The organism is Sphingomonas sp. Leaf198, from assembly GCF_001424005.1.
Lineage (GTDB): Bacteria > Pseudomonadota > Alphaproteobacteria > Sphingomonadales > Sphingomonadaceae > Sphingomonas.
Genome location: NZ_LMPX01000001.1, coordinates 1,556,446 through 1,574,825 on the forward strand (window position 1 = coordinate 1,556,446; position 18,380 = coordinate 1,574,825).

The 18,380-nt window shown below is 59.6% G+C and carries 16 protein-coding genes and 1 pseudogene; 7 read left to right on the forward strand and 10 right to left on the reverse strand.

Annotated features, from left to right (window positions below):
* Nucleotides 1-736 precede the first annotated feature (736 nt).
* Together ASG20_RS06835 and ASG20_RS06840 are read right to left on the reverse strand one after the other, a co-directional pair.
* On the reverse strand, nt 737-1,294 hold the full coding sequence (locus tag ASG20_RS06835; protein WP_156364066.1) for a hypothetical protein: 558 nt from the start codon (nt 1,292-1,294) through the stop codon (nt 737-739).
* 77 nt (nt 1,295-1,371) lie between these two features.
* Nucleotides 1,372-1,674 carry a PadR family transcriptional regulator gene (locus tag ASG20_RS06840; RefSeq protein ID WP_056050099.1) on the reverse strand — a complete coding sequence of 101 codons (303 nt, stop codon included), beginning with the start codon at nt 1,672-1,674 and terminating at the stop codon, nt 1,372-1,374.
* 87 nt (nt 1,675-1,761) lie between these two features.
* On the opposite strand from ASG20_RS06840, the pseudogene ASG20_RS18955 reads away from it, so the two are divergent.
* Both ASG20_RS18955 and ASG20_RS06845 read left to right on the forward strand, forming a co-directional pair.
* Nucleotides 1,762-1,902 (forward strand): annotated as a pseudogene (locus ASG20_RS18955) (transposase); the annotation flags it as partial.
* 334 nt (nt 1,903-2,236) lie between these two features.
* Complete coding sequence (locus ASG20_RS06845; RefSeq protein ID WP_056050101.1) at nt 2,237-3,145, forward strand: alpha/beta hydrolase; 909 nt, start codon at nt 2,237-2,239, stop codon at nt 3,143-3,145.
* A 71-nt stretch (nt 3,146-3,216) separates the two neighbouring features.
* On the opposite strand, the gene ASG20_RS06850 is transcribed toward ASG20_RS06845, so the two are convergent.
* Nucleotides 3,217-3,483, reverse strand: a complete 267-nt coding sequence (locus tag ASG20_RS06850) for an NUDIX hydrolase (RefSeq protein ID WP_082470778.1) — start codon at nt 3,481-3,483, stop codon at nt 3,217-3,219.
* 423 nt (nt 3,484-3,906) lie between these two features.
* Here ASG20_RS06850 and ASG20_RS06855 point away from each other — a divergent pair, with 423 nt between their 5' ends.
* The gene (locus tag ASG20_RS06855) at nt 3,907-4,755 is read left to right on the forward strand and encodes a hypothetical protein (RefSeq protein WP_156364068.1); all 849 of its coding nucleotides are present in this window, start codon (nt 3,907-3,909) and stop codon (nt 4,753-4,755) included.
* Between the two features lie 75 nt (nt 4,756-4,830).
* Here the strand turns inward: ASG20_RS06855 and ASG20_RS06860 are convergent, their stop codons facing one another.
* From ASG20_RS06860 to ASG20_RS06865, 3 genes are all read right to left on the reverse strand, one after another.
* Nucleotides 4,831-5,304, reverse strand: coding sequence for an HIT family protein (locus ASG20_RS06860; RefSeq protein WP_056050107.1), 474 nt, complete (start codon nt 5,302-5,304; stop codon nt 4,831-4,833).
* Between the two features lie 192 nt (nt 5,305-5,496).
* Nucleotides 5,497-5,988: an AAA family ATPase gene (locus ASG20_RS18960; protein ID WP_082470779.1), complete on the reverse strand. Its 492-nt coding sequence runs from the start codon at nt 5,986-5,988 to the stop codon at nt 5,497-5,499.
* Between the two features lie 582 nt (nt 5,989-6,570).
* A complete protein-coding gene (locus tag ASG20_RS06865) occupies nt 6,571-6,996 on the reverse strand; it encodes an organic hydroperoxide resistance protein (RefSeq protein WP_056050109.1) in 426 nt (141 codons plus the stop codon).
* A gap of 115 nt (nt 6,997-7,111) precedes the next feature.
* Between ASG20_RS06865 and ASG20_RS06870 the strand changes: the two genes are divergently transcribed.
* Both ASG20_RS06870 and ASG20_RS06875 read left to right on the forward strand, forming a co-directional pair.
* A complete protein-coding gene (locus ASG20_RS06870; RefSeq protein ID WP_056050112.1) occupies nt 7,112-7,549 on the forward strand; it encodes a MarR family winged helix-turn-helix transcriptional regulator in 438 nt (145 codons plus the stop codon).
* A 192-nt stretch (nt 7,550-7,741) separates the two neighbouring features.
* The gene (locus ASG20_RS06875; RefSeq protein ID WP_443025884.1) at nt 7,742-10,237 is read left to right on the forward strand and encodes a PAS domain S-box protein; all 2,496 of its coding nucleotides are present in this window, start codon (nt 7,742-7,744) and stop codon (nt 10,235-10,237) included.
* Between the two features lie 16 nt (nt 10,238-10,253).
* Here ASG20_RS06875 and ASG20_RS06880 read toward each other — a convergent pair whose 3' ends face one another.
* Both ASG20_RS06880 and ASG20_RS18965 read right to left on the reverse strand, forming a co-directional pair.
* Nucleotides 10,254-10,919, reverse strand: a complete 666-nt coding sequence (locus ASG20_RS06880; protein WP_231420540.1) for a haloacid dehalogenase type II — start codon at nt 10,917-10,919, stop codon at nt 10,254-10,256.
* A gap of 137 nt (nt 10,920-11,056) precedes the next feature.
* A complete protein-coding gene (locus ASG20_RS18965) occupies nt 11,057-11,905 on the reverse strand; it encodes an ATP-grasp fold amidoligase family protein (RefSeq protein ID WP_236698753.1) in 849 nt (282 codons plus the stop codon).
* A gap of 458 nt (nt 11,906-12,363) precedes the next feature.
* Here ASG20_RS18965 and ASG20_RS19310 point away from each other — a divergent pair, with 458 nt between their 5' ends.
* Nucleotides 12,364-12,777, forward strand: coding sequence for a hypothetical protein (locus ASG20_RS19310; RefSeq protein ID WP_156364070.1), 414 nt, complete (start codon nt 12,364-12,366; stop codon nt 12,775-12,777).
* Between the two features lie 372 nt (nt 12,778-13,149).
* Here ASG20_RS19310 and ASG20_RS06890 read toward each other — a convergent pair whose 3' ends face one another.
* Nucleotides 13,150-14,145: a response regulator gene (locus tag ASG20_RS06890; protein ID WP_056050118.1), complete on the reverse strand. Its 996-nt coding sequence runs from the start codon at nt 14,143-14,145 to the stop codon at nt 13,150-13,152.
* A 286-nt stretch (nt 14,146-14,431) separates the two neighbouring features.
* A complete protein-coding gene (locus tag ASG20_RS06895) occupies nt 14,432-15,430 on the reverse strand; it encodes a GlxA family transcriptional regulator (protein ID WP_056050121.1) in 999 nt (332 codons plus the stop codon).
* 445 nt (nt 15,431-15,875) lie between these two features.
* On the opposite strand from ASG20_RS06895, the gene ASG20_RS06900 reads away from it, so the two are divergent.
* On the forward strand, nt 15,876-18,158 hold the full coding sequence (locus ASG20_RS06900; protein WP_231420542.1) for a TonB-dependent receptor: 2,283 nt from the start codon (nt 15,876-15,878) through the stop codon (nt 18,156-18,158).
* Nucleotides 18,159-18,380 lie beyond the last annotated feature (222 nt).

Consider the following 18,380-nt stretch of genomic DNA (forward strand, 5'->3'; position numbering starts at 1 on the left):
TGGGTTATAACGACTGGCGGGTGTGCGGAAGGATCAGGGAGCAGTGGGATCGGGAGCATAGGCGAGACGGCCGCGCTAAAGCATATATAGGCACTTATCAGTCTGGCCATGTTCACTCGGATCAGATCGTTCAAGCCAATTAATACATGCTTTGAGATTATTTATGAAGATGTGGCGTCATCATTTTAAACACATAGGGCGTCAAACCCTCATGTAGCGTAAGCTTTGTCGCCGAAGGTAGTCTGTCGAGGCGCAGCTTGCGCACCGACCGCGTTCCGTCCACGTCGAGCCCTTGATCGGATACTACGCCAACGTCAAAGCGTGGCAAGATGTACGGCCCATACGCATCTCTTCCGACAATGTAAGATATGGTTTGTTGATCGTTAAGTAGCATTTCTCCGTCGGCGAGCTTTATCGTGCCGCAGAAGTCATTTGCAAACAGGCCGTTCGCGCCGGCGTCAACGACAGGTTTTCGTAGGAAAAAAATAAAGCAATTAACAAGACAGTACCAGCCGCAACGGCACCTATGCTAATTGCACGTCGCATTGTCTCTTTCCCTTTCGCATGTCTGACGCTGTCTCCTCTCAGCCCGTACAAGGCTTCGGCGTTTCATTGACCCTCAACATTGAACCTCGCCACCTCCAAGCCATGCAAATAGCAACATATGTAGATCTAAGAGTCAAGTAGATCCGAATAGTTCCAGCCAGTCGCAGGATTATTGAAGGGTGCCTAAAAGCTACCGAGCGAGCCAATCGCACGAGGCGCCTGCAAGAACTCGAATGTGCCACCGCGACATAGATACCATCGCCACAAACTCGATTGCCAGTTCCACGACCTGCGTTTTCAATGACGACAAATCGAGCATCAAGACGCTCATGAACAGCGACATCGTGATCATTGACGCTCCAATCAGCGTGCCGCACTTCACGATGCGCGGCCAATCCCCCTCCACGAGCATCCATGCAAGACAAAGGTGCGCCATACCAAGCAGAAGCCACGTCATCAGCAAGACCGGGATGGCGCTGTTCTGGGACCAGATCAAATAGAGGTTCGGTCCGTCGCCGTCACTTGAGATGGCAAAAGGCGTACCTCCTGCCCAGAACAGGAAGCCGACCGCCTGCTGGAACTGCAGAGCTGCCATCGGGATGAGTAACCCCAGGGCAAGCGCGTAGTTCGCAAGGGTCAGGCGCCCTTCGCTGTGCTTCCCGATCTCGCGCCACGCTGCGAAAAGGCAGCCGAGAGCGAACAGGAGTGGACGCCGATCCTCCACCGCGGCTTCGAACTCCGCTTCCATGGCCATCGCCCACGTTCGGCGATCCGAGCCGAGAGACCGACTGGCCAATGAAAGCAAAGCCCGCGACACAGCTGGTGTCACGCGAAGGTGGCCTTGGTGAAGGCCATTGGGCCGGCAGGTGTCGCCGTCCGCGCAAATGCGACTCCAGCATTCGTTAGACGGTACGCATGTCGAGCAGGACGGCCAAGATGTTCCGGTTCGCGCCACTCCGCCTCGACCAGCCCCTGGTCGGTCATGCGGATCAGTAGCGGGTACAGCGTTCCAGACAGAAGCCCCGTTTCTTTCATCAGATCGTAGCCGTGGCGCCACTGCTGCGTGTGCGCCGCCAGCGCCTCCAACAAGAGCAGCATTTGCTTCGATGGTCGACGATTACGGCCCATGCCTCTCCTCAACCTAAGTAGACTTTTCTGTCAACTGGACTTGCTTCAGAAAAGTGGAAAACTTCCCTGAGGTGAAAGGCGAACTCGATGACGAAGCAATGGCGGTTTACGAAGGAATTCGAGAACGAGGCTGTCCGACTGGTGGCGACGAGCGGGCGCACGCAGCGTGAGGTTGCAGAAGATCTGGGGGGCGGCTTGTCGACACTGGTTCGGTGGATCGGCCGCAGACTGCCATCAAGAAGCGCGATGAACAACACCCCTTGGGACGATTTGGATCAGAGTGCGACACGCTGACCGGGGCGACAATAATTACGATGTCGCTTTTAAGGAGCCTATCGATGCTCGATTTGTCGCCACTAAAGACGCAAGTCGGGGAGCTGCCAACCTGGTAGATCATAGGCATCCGTCAATGTCAGGAGACAGGGCGAAGCTCTGCAAACTGACTTGACTCACAAATCTACATATGTTTTTTTACCGCCGTAAGCGAGGTTGCGGATGGCACGATCGGCTTTTCGGCAGCGACAACGCTCGAGCAAGGAGACGTGAGCTAATGCTAGTCCTTATGATCGCCGCCGCTGGTTCAGCCCTCGCACAGACGCCCCCTGCCGTGCCGATGGCCGCTGCCTGTCACTCCAGCATCGTCGGGACGGTCCGGACGATTACGCTGGAGAGCAAGGTGTTCCCCGGCGAGCGTAAGCTACGGGTTTGGCTGCCGCCCGGGTACGAAGCCTCCGGGCAGCGTCGCTATCCGGTGCTGTACATGCTTGATGGGCAGAACGCGTTCGACACCTGCACCGGCTATCTTGGCCAGGAGTGGACGCTGGACGAAGTGGCAACCCGGCTGATCACCAGCGGCGCGATCCCACCCATCGTCATCGTCGGCATCGATAACGCCGGGGCCCAGCGCGCCAACGAGTACCTCCCTTATGGCGACCCGTTCAATCCGGCGAACGGCAAGTTGGAGGGCGATCGAATGGCCGCGTTCCTCTCCGGCGACGTCATGCCGGCAGTCGGGGCGTCGTTCCGCGTCTCGAGCGATCCGTCCGAGATCGGCGTTGGCGGCTCGTCATACGGCGGTATCGCCACGCTTCATCTGGCGCTGACTAATCCGCAACTATTCGGCAAGGCGCTGATCGAGAGCCCGTCGCTGCAGGCTGGCAATGGGCAAATGCTTCGCGACGCTGCCGATGCCGCGACACTACCCGATCGAGTTTATATCGGGATGGGCGGCGAGGAAGCGGCAATTCCTCCCGGCGCTCCAGTGCCGATCCGCGAGCGGATAGCACACATCAATAACGGGCTTGTCATTGGAGCGCGGCGGCTACGCGATCGGCTCGCCGACGCATTGGCACCGCCAGTGGTGAAGCTGGTCATCGATCCGACCGCACATCATGGAGAAGCCGCGTGGGCAAAGCGCCTCCCCGCTGCGCTCACCTTCCTCTTCGGGCACGACGCCGCTGTCAGGCGGTAACTTGCTCCCCAGAATTCATGCCATTGGTAAGTTAGCTCGGCAGATGGAGACGAGTGATGCGGCGACGCCGATTACCGCATTCGTACATGGAAGACTTCGGCCTCCACGGTATGGTCAGGTTTGTTGGCGGCCAGCGCGGAATAGCAACCGAGATAGCGCACGTCGTTATCGGTCAAAATCAGCCCGATTTCCTCGACCAATTCCCGGCGAAGCGCACTGACGGCGCTTTCACCTTCCTCAATCTTACCACCGGCCTGCACGAACCATTCGGTCCCTGCCTTGCGGACCAGTAGCAAACAGCCTGCACCGTCATCGATCAGGGCGGCAGCGATCCTAATTTTGCGGGGGCCTCAATGCTCATGGGCTTATGCTAGCAGGGTCGGCCTCGTGCTCAACGGCATTCCCGAAGGATCGAATTTCGGGAATGTCTGGGTTGGAGAGGAATGCGGACCGTCCGCTATTGGGAAGGCAGATAGCGTTAGCGGACGTCGCCAGCGCTGCGGCCTTTCCCGAAAAGGATTCCTTTTGAGAAGGGGCGGCAGGAATGGTCCGCTTTCTGACGCGTCGTCACCATGCGATAATCCCTTTACCCGGCCATTGATTGATAGCGTTGTCGGTCAAGCCCTACCTGTTCGCGGACGTTCGGAACCTACTAACATCCGCGTCTTTCATTTTACGCTCGCTTTTAGTCGGTCGACAGGAGCGGGGTGATGATCGCATAACGGTTACGACGTTCCGTATTTGCCAGGAAAAAGCAGTCTGTGGGTGCAAGCGTATTCGATCCGTTAGCCAGCCAACACCTTCTCAACGAGAGCATGCATGGACTTAAAAGAGTCATCGGCGATGTCGAACAATTGAATAGCCAGTCTCGCATGGTGTGGAACTGGGCGAGAATAGGCTATGCGACGGTCGTAGAGGGGATCATCGCCGGCTCCGACCGAGACTTGATCGTAGCTGCTCGTAGCTCAACCGATTATCTTGCTGCCTATAGCCTGGACGCCGAACAATGGCGGGGCTGGATCGAGATCGTGCCTGAAAAAGATTATCTGAAACGGGGGCGGCGCCATCAGATCGATCACCCCGATAGACCTAACGCGTTCATAGCGCCCAATCTGGTACTGCTCCACAATTGTTGGCTGGACACTGGAACGATCAATCAAGCGCGAGTCGCCCACATGTTCTCACAGCCGATGCAAGTTCCGGCCGTCCAAGGAGTTATGGGGGAGCACGAGATCATGCCTCTGTCCGCTTGGCCGCAGATCCAGGCGTTGAGCAATCTGCCCGACCCAGGTGGCCACCCGCGTTCGAGGAATGCCGGACACCGGATCGGGCAGATGCTGGCCGCAGATCCTGCCCAGTTGCACGACCCAAAGTCTCCGGCCCGTAAAAAGGCTAGAAGCTATATGCGGCAATCGATGTCACCCCGTTGGCTCGCCGGGGGCCTAGCTGTCGAAGCGATGAACTGGCTGCAGACGTTCGAATGGCGCGAAGGCGAAAGCAGCTTGTCACCTATAGAGACGATGCTTCGCGCATACGCTTACATGCCGGACGTCGATCCGCCTCCCAACATTAAGATAGAGGTGGAAAAGTTGAAGAAGTTAGTAGTCTGATGGGGCGGTAAAGTCCGTCTTGTCCCACCGCCCTCCAGCCATTCTCGAAACTCGATCGAATATCGGGAAAGCGTACTATGCCGCTGGATCAGCGCGAAGCTGGCGAGCCAGCTTCCCCAGCACATCGTCATCCGCACGCTCAAAATCGTGCGACGATATGTAGCCTTCATAATGATCGAAATACTTCGAGACGTTCGACTTGTGTTGCGTCCACTCCGACGCCTTAGTCCCGTGCATGGGAAACAGCTTGGCGTGCAGATGGTCCACACCAAAACCCTCAAATATCATTCCTGTCCGGCCTACGTCGGCCAGTCGGCTGTCGAGCAGCTTCGCGACTTGCCCGCTTGCCAATACCAGATCGGAGATCACCTCAGCCGGTTGGTCGAAAAGGTAACTCGAATAATGAGCCTTGGGGATTACGACCGAAAATCCCTCAGTGTTCGGAAATATGGACAGGAAGGCGAGATGCTTTTCGTCTTCCCAAATGACATGCGAGGGCGCTTTGCGCGCAACGATTTTGCAGAAAATGCAATCATGTGGTTCCGTCACGGTGCTCTGCCTTCGACCTAATCCAAGCGGGTGGGTCGGCTTCTAACCGGTCTCGATCCAGACCTAAAAGACATTCCCGCAAACGAACGGCGATCGAGAAGGCCAGGCATTCCCGGAATCGATCTAGAAACGGGAAACCAGCAAGCTGCTCCTTCGCTATCGACGCAAGGTGCGATAGCGAAGGGGCAATCATCATGGACGATGTAACACCACATTGAACCCCTCGCTGCTTGCAGGGGGAACAAAGTGTTTGGTGAATAGCGCGAAATCCTCGTCGCTGACGTTGAACTCGTGCATGCCGCTGGCATTCCTTTTACGAAGCCTGGCCTTGCAAACATCGTCCGCTACATCAAGAAAGTGGAGCTGATGAGCGCACTCAGCTTGTTCGAACAGGGAGCGCATCCATGCTCGGCTTACTGGCGTGTTCGCAGGAAAGTCTAATACTATCGACAATCCGGATCGCAAAAGACCTACCAAGTGCGCGGTCATGGCATCACGCAGCCGCGTTGAGTTACGAACATAATCCGCGAGGCTGTTTTGCTCGCCGGGGTAGAGTTGCGCCAGCCAATAGTCTTCTTTCACCAAAACCGTATTGGGCCTTTGCTCCAAGACACTCGTAAGGGTAGATTTTCCAGCAGCTATTTTGCCGCACACTAGGTGCAGCGTCGGTTGTTCTAAGGACATAATCGAGGACCTTCGCAGATGCGCTTGGCATCGTGACATTCAAATGCGGATAAACCCGGCCCGACGCATCAGGCCGGGCGGTTAATTCGTCCGCTGCTCGCAATGGCGATATAAAACACGAAGGTCATGATGACAGGATGCCAAATGTACTGGCTATGGTCCAGTGGCAATCGCCGCATCCCGCCCTTCCCAATTACGAGCGTCTGGCGGGTATCTCGCCGCCTCGATCGCGCCGACGGACGCTTGCGGGTTTCGCTTTCCCAAAATCTGTTCCCAATTGCTCTTTCCCGAAATGGCCAATCGGAGACGGAGAAACGGGAAACATCGCGCTTAACGAATGGCCGTTATTGGGCGCCCGGATCGCCAGCCTGAACGTCCGGGTGTGGGCGGACGCGCCCCGTTCGACACCTTCCGCCCAGACCCAGTATCGGACGTTCAGCGCAGGATCATGGTTTTCCAGTACCGGACGTTCATTCACCTTCGCGATGCGCGCTCTTCCCCGGTAAATTGAACGATGCGCATGGCGTCACCTTAAAGTACTGATCTGGTGTCACCGGACGTAATCCGGCGACACCCTCGCGGTTAGACGAGCGTCAGTCCGACATCTACATTGCCGCGCGTGGCATTCGAATACGGACAGATTTCATGTGCAGTATTTACCAGTGTCTGGGCCTGCTCACGTTCGATCCCGGGCAGTGCGACTTGCAGATCGGTGGTGATGCCGAAACCACCGGCTGCGCGCGGCCCGATGCCCACCTTGGCAGTGACCGTCATGTCATCGGGGAGCTTTACCTTGAGCTGCTGGCCGGCGACTTTGAGCGCACCGATGAAGCACGCTGAATAACCTGCGGCGAACAGTTGCTCTGGATTGCTGCCATCGCCACCCGCGCCGCCGAGTTCCTTTGGGGTCGACAGCTTTACATCGAACCGCCCGTCGTCCGACCGAGCATGGCCGTCGCGGCCCCCAGTCGAAGTTGCAGCGGTACTGTATTTGACGTCGACGGACATGATGCTTCTCCTTTTGCTTATCGCGATAACTAGTTAGGCGTAGTGGTCGTGAAGGGCAAGAACTATTTGCTGCGATAATCATCGCCGTGCTAACGATGCAGTCAGGAGACACCGCATGACCGATCCCGCCCCGCTGCCGCTCGACGATCAGCTCTGCTTCTCGCTTTATGCCGCGACGATCGCGATCAATCGCGCCTACAAGCCGGTGTTGGACCGGCTTGGCATTACCTATCCGCAGTTCCTCGTGCTGCAGGTACTGAATGAATCGCCCGGTGGATGCGGCATCAGCGCGATCGCCGAACGGCTAGCGTTGGAGCCGAGCACGATCACCCCGCTGGCCAAGCGTCTCGAAGCAGCCGGGCTGGTCAATCGCAGCCGTGGCACGACCGACGAACGTCAGGTCCGCGTTGAACTGACCGTGTTGGGTCGCGAACGCTGGGCCGAAACCGGGTGCCTCGCGCCCTTAATTGTCGAACGCACGGGCATGACGCACGATCAGTTGGCGAAGCTCAATGCAGAAGTCTCCGCGCTGCGTCGGGCACTGGCAGCGTGACCTTACTGCTCTAACGCCGCCGCCAGCTGACTCCGAAGCCCGCACAGACTTCGGACGTTCGTTTAGCGTGATGCCAGCACCGCGTCACGCGTCCGCAAGAGGTTCCGATCGCGGGCAAAATCTGTGCGTTGCCCGTTTGCAGGGAGATGATAATGCACCGCTGGCGCACCTCTCAGTACAGAAACTAGACCATTGGCAAACCTCGACGAGTTCGAAGATCGTGAGCAGCACCGGCAGGCGGCGCTGGCGTGTTACGACGTGATGGACTCGCCACGCGAACGATCATTCGACGAGTTGGCGGCGCTTACTGCCAAGCTCTGCGATGCCCCCATTGCCGTCGTGAACCTGGTCGGGGACGGCCGGCAGTTTTTCAAGGCGGAGGTCGGCCTTGGCGTGCGCGAGACGCCGCTGGAAAGTTCGTTCTGCGTGAAGGCGCTGCTGGGAGACGATCTCCTCGTCGTCCCCGACCTGACCAAGGATCGCCGGTTCGACTGCAACCCCCTGGTCATCGGGGACCCGCACATCCGAGCCTATGCCGGCGCGTTGCTCAAGACCGCGGACGGACTGGCGATCGGGACGCTCTGCGTCCTCGATCACCGAGCGCGGGAATTCACCGAACTCCAGCAGGAGACGCTGCTCGTCCTGGCGCGGCAGGTCATGGCTCAGCTCGATCTGCGCCGCACCGTCGCAGACCGCGATCGCCGCTACGACGAGCTTCAGGTCAGCCGGGAGCAATTGACCCACAGCGACGCGCGCTATCGTACGCTGTTCGATTCCATCGAGTCCGGGTTCTGCATCGTCGAGGTCGACCTTGGCGATGCAGCAGCACCGATCGACTACCGCGTCATCGAGGCGAACCCGGCCTTCTATCGCCAGACCGGCTTCGTCGAGGCGATCCGGGGCCGTTGGTTGCGCGACGCGGTCCCCGATCTGGAGGAGCATTTCTACGAGATCTACGGACGGGTCGCGCGGACCGGCGAACCGGTTCGCTTCGAGGAGGGCTCCGCGGCGCTAGGTCGCTGGTTCGACGTCTATGCCTTTCGCGTCGGTGATGTGACGGATCGTCGGGTCGCGATCCTGTTCAACGACATCTCCGCCCGCCGTGCGGCCGAGGAGGCCTTGCGCGACCTCAACGAAACGCTCGAGGATCAAGTCGACAAGCGAACCGCCGAACGCGATCGCATGTGGGATACTTCGCCCGACTTGATGCTCGTCATCGATTTCGACGGCGTCTTTCGTCGGGTAAATCCTGCGTGGACGACGGTACTTGGGTATGAGCCCGACGAGTTGGTCGGACGTCATGTCAATGAATTCGTCCTTCCAGACGATCACCGGGACACGGTTGACGCCTATCAGGCCGCGAAGGCTGGCGAGCAGCTCCATATCCAGAACCGGTATCGCCACAAGGACGGCTCGTTCCGATGGATCGCGTGGGTTGCCGCGCCCGCCGGCGACCTGACCTATGCGACGGGTCGGGATATCACCGCGGAGAAAGAGCGCGAGGCGGAACTCGCGCATACGCAGGATCAACTCCGCCAGGCGCAGAAGATGGAGGCGGTCGGTCAGCTTACCGGCGGGCTCGCGCATGATTTCAACAATCTGCTGACCGGCATGATGGGCAATCTCGAGTTATTGCAGATGCGCGTCGCGCGTGGGCGGCTCGACGATCTCGACCGCTTCGTGCTGGCGGCGCAGGGCGCGGGAAGGCGCGCGGCGTCGCTGACACAGCGCCTGCTGGCGTTCTCGCGACGCCAGACGCTCGATCCGAAGCCCACCGAGGTGAACCGGTTGATCGCAGGCATGGAAGACCTGCTTCGCCGGACGGTCGGCCCCGCGATCGATATCGAGGTCGTCGGTGCGGGCGGCCTCTGGCCTGCGTGCATCGATGCGGGCCAGTTGGAAAACGCTCTCCTCAACCTCAGCATCAACGCTCGCGACGCCATGCCCGACGGCGGGCGACTGACAATCGAGACCGCCAACAAATGGCTCGACGATCGCTCCGGCCGCGAACGCGATCTGCCGCCCGGCCAATATCTGTCGATTTGCGTCACCGACACCGGCACCGGGATGAGTGCTGAAACCATCGAGCGCGCCTTCGAACCGTTCTTCACGACCAAGCCACTCGGCGAGGGTACCGGCCTGGGCTTGTCGATGATCTACGGCTTTGCCCGCCAGTCCGAGGGGCAGGTCCGGATCTATTCGGAGTTGGGGATCGGAACGACGATCTGCATCTATCTGCCGCGGCACCACGGCGATGCCGTTCTGCCGGAGCATGAGGCCCTGAGCGCTACTTCGACGACTGTTGGCAGAGGAACCGTCTTGGTCGTCGACGACGAAGCGACCATCCGCCATCTGATCGACGAAGTTCTTGGCGAAGCAGGCTACACCGTGATTGGTGCGGCCGATGGTGCAGCCGGACTGAAGATGCTTCAGGCGGGGCCTCAGGTCGAACTCCTCATTACCGACGTCGGGCTGCCCAACGGCATGAACGGGCGGCAGGTCGCCGATGCCGCGCGATCGTTGCGACCAGGTCTGAAGGTGCTCTTCATCACCGGCTACGCGGAGAATGCCGCAGTCGGAAACGGCCATCTCGAACCCGGCATGGAGCTATTGACGAAGCCGTTCACGCTGGATGCTCTGACGGCAAAGGTCGCCGCAATGATGAAAGACACCTTACGTTCGAGCTAGGTGTTGTGGCCGACCGCTATCGTCTGGTTGCGATCGCGCGCGCTGCCTCACCGACGTCACGAGCAACCAGCGTCGGCTGCGGAATGCCGTCCAGGACGAGAGGCGCGTTCACACCGCGCGTGACCAGGGCGGCCTTCCATCCGAACGACTGCGCGCCGATCGTATCCCATGTATGTGCCGCGATCAGCCAGGTGCTGTCTGGTACGGCCTCCATGGTGTCCTGTACCAGCTGATAGGTTGCCGGCGTCGGCTTGAAGCGCTGCACGGTATCGACCGTAAACCGCTGATCGAACATCGGTCCCAGACCTGCCTTGTCGAGTGCATCGGGCCCGGCACTCTTCGGCGAGTTGGTAAGCGTGACGATCGAGAACCCAGCGTCTTTCAACACGGCCAGACCGGTAAAGACATCGGCGTGTACCGGCATCTCCGTCATCAGCGCACTCAGCTGACGAACGTGCTCGTCCGTAACCGAGATGCCGTGGATCTGGCCAAGCATCCGCAATACGGCGCCGCCCAGCTTGCCGAACGGAACGTAGGGTCCGGCCAGTGAAAGCGCCTCCGAATACAGGATGACCTGTGCGAACCATTCTCGCATCCGACCGGGAACCGGAAAAATGTCGGTGAAGAGAGGTTCCAGAAACTCGATATCCAGCAGCGTCTCATTGACGTCGAATACGATCAACGGTCGTCTATTCATTTGCACGCGCCTCCAAGTACCGTTTCAGGCGAGATGCCATACACCCAACGATTGTCGGGGGTGACTGACCCACATCCCGACGTTAGATGGCACCCGATCGCTTCCCGGTTGCGGACGCTCGTTCAGTTGCGCCGCTGATCGCTGTCTGCCTGCCGCCACAGACTCCCCATTTGCCGGTCTAGAGACGCTGGCACAACCGGCAGCAGCCCAGAGCCCGGATAGACGGTCACTTCGCCAAACAGGGGCCTTCCCGCCACCTCGTAACAGTCAATGCGTAGAAAAGAGTAATCAGTGGCAAGCCGCTCAGCTCCGGCAATCAACAGGTCGAGCGAAGCGGGGCAAGCAGGATCGGGATCACAGGTCGGGACCGAAGCACGGGCCCAGTTGCGGTCCATGACGATCCATCGGTGTGCCGTTGCTCGATCCAAATGAACCTGCACGAACGCCACGCGCCCACCGAATACGAACAGCTTATAATCGACGGGCAACTTCTCTTCTTGTCCGAGGTAAGGTTCAATCAGCAGCCCAGGCGGTACGCCTGCATAGGCCCACTCATCAAGCCAACGACCATAGCGCATGCCACCCCAATGGCCTGTCTGCGAACGCGCTGCATTCCATTCAGCTTGCGTCCGGACAAATGCCACATGACCGCAGCCGTGCCGCGCCTTGACAACCAACGGCAACGGCGCTGGCGGGTGGGTCGGCAGCACGGGGCCCTGCCACAGCGTAGGGATAACCCATTCAGGACCCAGAGCCGCAGCAACAACCGTTTTGACCGCGACCTTGTCGACCAGTCCCGGCAGCCGCTGGTCTCGATCGCAGAGTTTGCGATGCTGCACCCATTCGGTGAATCTCTGCGGCGACCTCAAATTTAAGACACGTCTGTGCTGCCACAGGTAGGTGAGGTGCAAACGTATCAGCGCGGGGAGTAACACCGCAACCATGTCGCGCGATCGCCCGAGAAAATGCAAGGATGCCGGTTCCTAAACTTTTGTCAGGTATTGAAAGCGAAACGCGTGGGCTGTCGCGCCGGCCTGTCGTAGCGCTGACCCAGATCCGGACGTTCGCGGCGCCCTTCTTGTTTTGTAACTTCTGCCATTTGTTGATCTCGATCTCGAGATTGGCTTCAAGCCGATAGCGTATCGACTGTATGGCAATAAATAGTTGGTTAGCGGACGTGCGCGACATATCTCGATCCCACCGCCTACCCTTAAATAAGCATCCTTCTTGCTATTCATGTGTTATGATTAAATCGCTGGCCGATTATTCGGGCGCTGGCGGCGGGGACTGGCTCCTCGCGCCCCAAGCAGCGAGGCGACTATGTCACCGATAAGCAATTACATTTTAGCGACGTCGATCACCGTGACCCATTGAGCGGGCCAAACGAGTTGTACTTCTCACGCCGAATTTGCTGACAAGGTCGTATAAAATGACCGAACGTGTTTCTTACTTGCAACCCGCCCACTCGATTCAAGAGGATCGTGCGAGGGGCTTAATTTATATTAAGATCGAAGGCTTCTTCGATCTTGCCACGCTAAAAAGGCATTTTAGGGCTGAAACAGCAGTGGTTGATCGCTGGCGTGCAGAGCATCGGCCGATCCGGGTTCTCATTGATGCAGTTAATTTGTTACCTCATTCCACCGAGTGTCAGGCACACATTCAGAGGGAAACAGGAACGATCTACAGGGCGGGTGATCGCGTAGCGCTTCATGTGTCATCGAGCCTTGTTAAGATGCAGATGCGTCGCGCTTTTACGCAAGGAAACACGCTCAATTTCTTTATCTCGAACGACGCCGCCAGAATGTGGCTCGACGCTAAGCCTGACGAGCCTATGCAGGGGTAACAACTCCGAGCCAGTGCGCGAATGTCTGCAATTAGCTAATATGTGCGGAATTGAGAGCGGTTCACCGGGTACGCGGGCGAAGGCTTCTTGTAACAATGGACCCACATCCGGGCACTCGACTTTAGCTTCGCCGCTCTCAAAGACTGACGCGCGTTCATCCCGATCTTCAAACCGATATGCCGGAGCTAAACTGACTCTATTTGAAGCAATCTTGCATCGCGTACCTACCCAGAAGATTGTGCAAAGACAGCCTACTTATAATAGTACGGCGGTGCATCGTTACGCTTCCAATACGTGGAAAAAGGCATGACCGCTGCTTGGTAAATCGGCCGATAGGCTCGCAAGGACTGCGAAAACCCTTTACCGTCTATATCAAGTACCCGTCGTTGGACCCTGATCGATCATTTCGGCGACGATATCCGCCATTCCCGCAAGCTGATCGAGCACATGTTTCGGTACTGTGCGGACGCGGTTATCGATCACGCAAAGGGCGCCGACATTGATGCCGTCACTCGTGATCACAGGATATCCTGCGTAGCACCGCACGCTCGACGAGTCCGTCACGGACGGGAAGTGAGCGAACCGTCGATCGCTCGCCGCGTTGGCCACGACGAAGGCCCCGCCTTGTGCAATGGTGTAGTTGCAGAACGCCTCTTTCCGAGGCGTGCTCCCTATCTCCAGACCGCTTGCGGACTTTATCCATTGCGTGTCCCGGTCGATGAACGTCAGGAGAGACACCGGGAAATCCGTTACCCTTGTCAGGTGACGGGTCACGAGATCGAACCGCCGCTCCCGTTCGTTGTTCGCCAGCTGGTTCCCGCGTAGAAACTGTAAGCGCTCGTTCTCATCAGCCGGCACGGGGAACTGCTTATCCGCGCGGACCGGTGACATTTGTGCGGCAGCGATGTCCCAACGGCTGGCCCCCTCGGCGGTGGCGCGACGGTGCCTCTTGCCTTTACCGGTCCCCTTCGCCGCAGCACGTACCTTGGCGAAGAAGGCGTCCGGATCGGCAGCGAAATCGATCTTGCCGAGGCACAGCGCCGCCCCGGCCTGTTTCAGGCTCGCCGCCAACGCCAGGTTCTTGAGCGGTGCATCAGAGACGACGATCTTGCACACCGTGTCCAGGTCGGCGATCATCCGCAGCAGGGTGGCCCCGTCGATGTAGGGCATGGTCAGATCGATCGTCACGATATCCGGCATCAGGTTCCGGATCATGTCAACCGCGGTAGCGGCATCGCTGGAGAAGCCTACTACCTGAAAGTCAGTCCGCTTGCTGAAAGCATTGTCCAACATAGCCTGGATGGTTCGCGAGTCATCGACGATGACAACGCGCAACTTTTCGGATGGGAAGACATTGTCAGGCGCCATGCCGGCCTCCGCCCTCGTAGAAGGGCGAGAGGCATGGCGACGACTTGAGGACGTTGAGGCTGCGAACCAAGCTGGATTGCTCCTCACCAACGTACGGAAGCCCCTCTACGCGTTTCATCGCGGAAGACCGCGGCCGGCTGCCGCGTAGAAAAGCTGCACGAGGCAGAGGCCCCGTAACTCGAACGAGCATTTCGAAAACGTCAAAAAAGTCGGCTGCATGCAATGAACCCCCGACTCCGACAGTGCCGGACAGAGCGCTCGGCCCCAACGTCAAGCGTGCGGCGGTTCAGGACAAAACGGCTGCACTTTCGTCGTCGCCCGGCTTGGCGTAGCCCGTCGTCTGGAAGCGCGTGCGGTACTCCTGCGGCGTGATGCCGAGGCCACGCATGAACGCGCGCCTCAAGGTCGTGGTCGAACCAAAGCCCGCCGCAAAGGCAATCGCCTTGATCGGGGCGGAGCTTTCTTCAAGCAGCCGCCTGGCGATGTCTACTCGAGTGCGTTCCACATAGGCTGCCAGGCTCTTCCCCTGTTCGGCATGAAACAGACGCGACAGGTGCCGGGGGCTGACACCGACCTCCTCGGCTAGCGTCTCAAGACCCAAATCCCGTTGAGGATTGTCCAGGACGAGCAGGCGGACCCGATCAATCGAGCCGCTCGTCTCTAATTCGGCGGTCAACGCGGCGCTGAACTGTGATTGCCCGCCGGGCCGCTTGAGGAACACGACGAGCCGGCGCGCTACGAAGAGGGCGAGAGCACGGCCATGATCTTCCTCGATCAACGAGAAGGTGAGATCGATCGCCGCGGCCACGCCAGCCGAACTGAAAACCGGACCGTCTCGAACGAAGATGCGATCGGGCTCGACTGAGATGTCGGGATAGGTGGCAGCCAAGCACTCGGCATATTGCCAGTGCGTGGTAGCGCGTCGTCCGTTGAGCAGCCCGGCATGAGCTAGCAGGAAGGCGCCGGTACAGGTCGCCCCGTACCGCCGCGACCGCTCGGCCTGGTCTTGAAGCCACTGCGCCACCCCGACGGTCGGCCGATCCGGCACGCCGTACGGTCCAACGACGATCAGCGTGTCGGAAGGCTCGGTCGCTTCCTCGATACCGGCATCCGGAATGAAGGTCACGCCGGATGCACTACGAACCGGAAGACCGTGCTCGGTGACCAGCTGGACCCTATACGACCTATCGGTCGGCGCCCGGCAGTTCGCCTCAAAGAGCGCGTCGCGCACGCCGGCGATCTCGAGCAGATGGACGTTATCGGGGGCGAAGATCGTGATCAGCACGGCGGTCCTCCGCTCGGCCTCGTCCGGCGTGGCCGATTGCCCACCAGTATACGCCCGTTTGCGCCAATGCCTACGGGGATCGGTAGCATCCCATAATGGCTAGTCGAGCGGTGCTTGTCCTTCGCCACCGCAGACCAAGCCAGCACCCGCATCCGGCCCTGGGTCGTTTTGCAGTCCAGCGGACCCCAGACCCATAGTCGGCCATTCGAGCGTCCGTCCCCGTTTCCTAACTTCCGACACTCATTCATGTTCGAGGTGAGGGTGTGCCGCAGGCAACCGTGTCAGTGGGGCCAACTGGGGCAAAGATGTCGCGGTGCCCGGCAAAAATGCATCGCCCCCGATCGTGTCTATTGCTGCGCGTTACAGTGATGTTACCGGTCGGCGACGAATTCGGGTCACACGGATCGACGCAGGAGGATGTTCGAAGCACAAGGGGGGACCATCCATGATTCGCTTGCCCGTTCGTACGTCTGCCATCGCCCGGCTGTTGGCTGCCAGCGCGCCGTTACTCGTCTTCGCCACACCCTCCGTCGCACAGGATCAGGCGCCGACCGGGCAAGCCGTCGGCGGTCCGGCTGCCGAACAGGGCCTCGGCGACATCGTCGTCACGGCGACCCGCCGCCAGGAGTCGTCGAAGGACGTGCCGCTCGCGGTTACCGCGATCAGTGGCGAAAAGCTCGACGTGCTCAATTCGAGCGGCCTCGATATCCGGTTCCTTGCCGGTCGTACACCGAGCCTACAGGTCGAATCATCGTTCGGCCGCACCTTCCCGCGTTTCTATATCCGCGGTCTCGGCAACACCGATTTCGATCCCAACGCCGCACAGCCGGTGTCGGTGGTGTATGACGACGTTGCGCTCGAAAACCCGATGCTGAAATCCTTCCCGGTGTTCGACCTGCAAAGCGTCGAAGTGCTGCGCGGGCCGCAGGGCACGCTGTTTGGGCGCAACACGCCGGCAGGTGTCGTGAAAATCGATTCGGCCAAGCCGAACCCGGACAAGGTGTCGGGCTACGCGACCGGATCATGGGCGACCTACAACACGATCAACGGCGATGCGGCGCTCAACCTGCCGATCGGCAACGGCTTCGCATTTCGCGCGTCGGGCATCATCCAGTCGCGCGACGATTGGGTCACGAACGACTCCACGACAGGCAATGCGGATCGCAAGCTCGAGGGCTATCGCGACGTCGCCGGCCGCTTCCAGCTCGGCTATATCAGCAGCGATTTCAACGCGTTGTTGAACGTCCATGTCCGTGACCTGACCGGATCGCCGCGCATCTTCCGCGCCGGACTGTTCAAGCCGGGGACCAACGACTTCAACACCGGGTTCGACCCCAAGCACGTCACGCTCGACGGCTATACCAGCCAGAGCCTCACGCAGTGGGGTACCAACCTCCGGCTCGACTATCACCTCGACGGCATCGGCACCTTCTACTCGGTCACGGGTTATGAACAGGCCAAGGTCGAGAGCACCGGCGATGTCGACGGCGGCAATAACTACACCTTCCTCGGCGGGACGATCGGCGCGATCAGCGTCGGCCTGTTCCCGTCGAACACCGGTGGCCTGACCAAGCCCAAGGAGTTTAGCCAGGAACTGCGCTACGCCAGCGAGGACATGAACGGCATCCGCCTGCAGGGCGGGCTGTATTATTTCCACCAGACGCTGCGGTACCACCAGTACGACTATGCGTTCGGCGGTACCGGATCTCGCGCGACCGACCTCGACCAGGACATCTTCCACGACAACCGCAACGAGAATTACGGCGCGTTCGCGTCGATCGAGGCCAAACCCGTTGACCTGCTGACGTTGCGCGCGGGTGTCCGCTACTCGCACGACTATCGCAACGATCTCGTCACCGCGCCGATCCCCGGCACCGGGATCAGCGACACGCTGCCCGCGCGCGCAGTCGTCCGCGGCTCGAACGTCACTTGGGATGCGAGTGCCACCTACGAACTGACGCCCGCCATCAACGTCTACTCGCGGCTGGCGACCGGCTATCAGGGACCGGCGATCCAGGACCGCGTGACCTTCGGCAGCGTCCAGAGCACCGCGCCCAAGCAGACGACCTTCTCGGGAGAAAGCGGCTTCAAGGGGACGCTGCTCGACCGGAAGGTGAACTTCTCGCTCGATGCCTATTGGTACAGCACCAAGGACCTGCAGATCACTGCGGTCGGCGGCAGCAGCAACTCGGCGCGGCTGATCAGCGCGAACAAGGCGATCGGCTACGGCGTCGAGGGTGAATTCGAGGCGCGTCCGCTTCCCGAGCTGACGCTGACCGCGAGCGGCAGCTACAACTTCACCGAGATCCGCGACCGGGGCATCGGCGTCGGCGTTTGCGCGACCTGCACCGTGCTGGATCCGATCGTCAACGGGTTCGCGGTGATCGACGGTAACGACCTTCCCCAGGCCCCGCGCTGGATCGCCAACTGGACCGCGCGCTACGGCATCCCGCTCGCGAACGGCGGCGAGGTCTACGCGTACACCGACTGGGTCTATCGCAGCCGCATCAACTTCTTCCTGTACGAAGCGGTCGAGTTCACCGGCAAGTCGTCGCTCGAAGGCGGGCTCAAGGTCGGCTATAAATCGCCGCAGGGGTATGACGTCGGCGCATTCGTCCGCAACATCACCAACCAGTATCGCAGCGTCAGCGCGATCGACTTCAACAACCTGACGGGGATGATTAACGAACCACGCATAATTGGCGGTCAGTTCAAGATTGCATTTTAATATGAGACAGCGAACTGAGCGCCTTACAGTCGACTTTGCTGCGTAAGCGAGCCAGAGAGGCTGTTCTTTGATCTGACATCGAGGTGGACCAGTGCTTCGGCACTGGCCCTAACCTTAAGTCGCTGCTGGGCAAAGGCGTCCTTGCCCTTAAAGCTTCCAGCCAGACCCATAGTCGGCCATCCGCGCGCCCTTCCACGCTTTCCAACTTCAGACACTCATTCA

Coding starts and splice junctions, on each gene's coding strand:
- ASG20_RS06835 (WP_156364066.1), bottom strand. CDS start 1,294: ATGGAAGCGGAGTTCGAAGCCGCGGTGGAGGATCGGCGTCCACTCCTG.
- ASG20_RS06840 (WP_056050099.1), bottom strand. CDS start 1,674: ATGGGCCGTAATCGTCGACCATCGAAGCAAATGCTGCTCTTGTTGGAG.
- ASG20_RS06845 (WP_056050101.1), top strand. CDS start 2,237: ATGATCGCCGCCGCTGGTTCAGCCCTCGCACAGACGCCCCCTGCCGTG.
- ASG20_RS18960 (WP_082470779.1), bottom strand. CDS start 5,988: ATGTCCTTAGAACAACCGACGCTGCACCTAGTGTGCGGCAAAATAGCT.
- ASG20_RS06865 (WP_056050109.1), bottom strand. CDS start 6,996: ATGTCCGTCGACGTCAAATACAGTACCGCTGCAACTTCGACTGGGGGC.
- ASG20_RS06870 (WP_056050112.1), top strand. CDS start 7,112: ATGACCGATCCCGCCCCGCTGCCGCTCGACGATCAGCTCTGCTTCTCG.
- ASG20_RS19310 (WP_156364070.1), top strand. CDS start 12,364: ATGACCGAACGTGTTTCTTACTTGCAACCCGCCCACTCGATTCAAGAG.
- ASG20_RS06890 (WP_056050118.1), bottom strand. CDS start 14,145: ATGGCGCCTGACAATGTCTTCCCATCCGAAAAGTTGCGCGTTGTCATC.
- ASG20_RS06900 (WP_231420542.1), top strand. CDS start 15,876: ATGATTCGCTTGCCCGTTCGTACGTCTGCCATCGCCCGGCTGTTGGCT.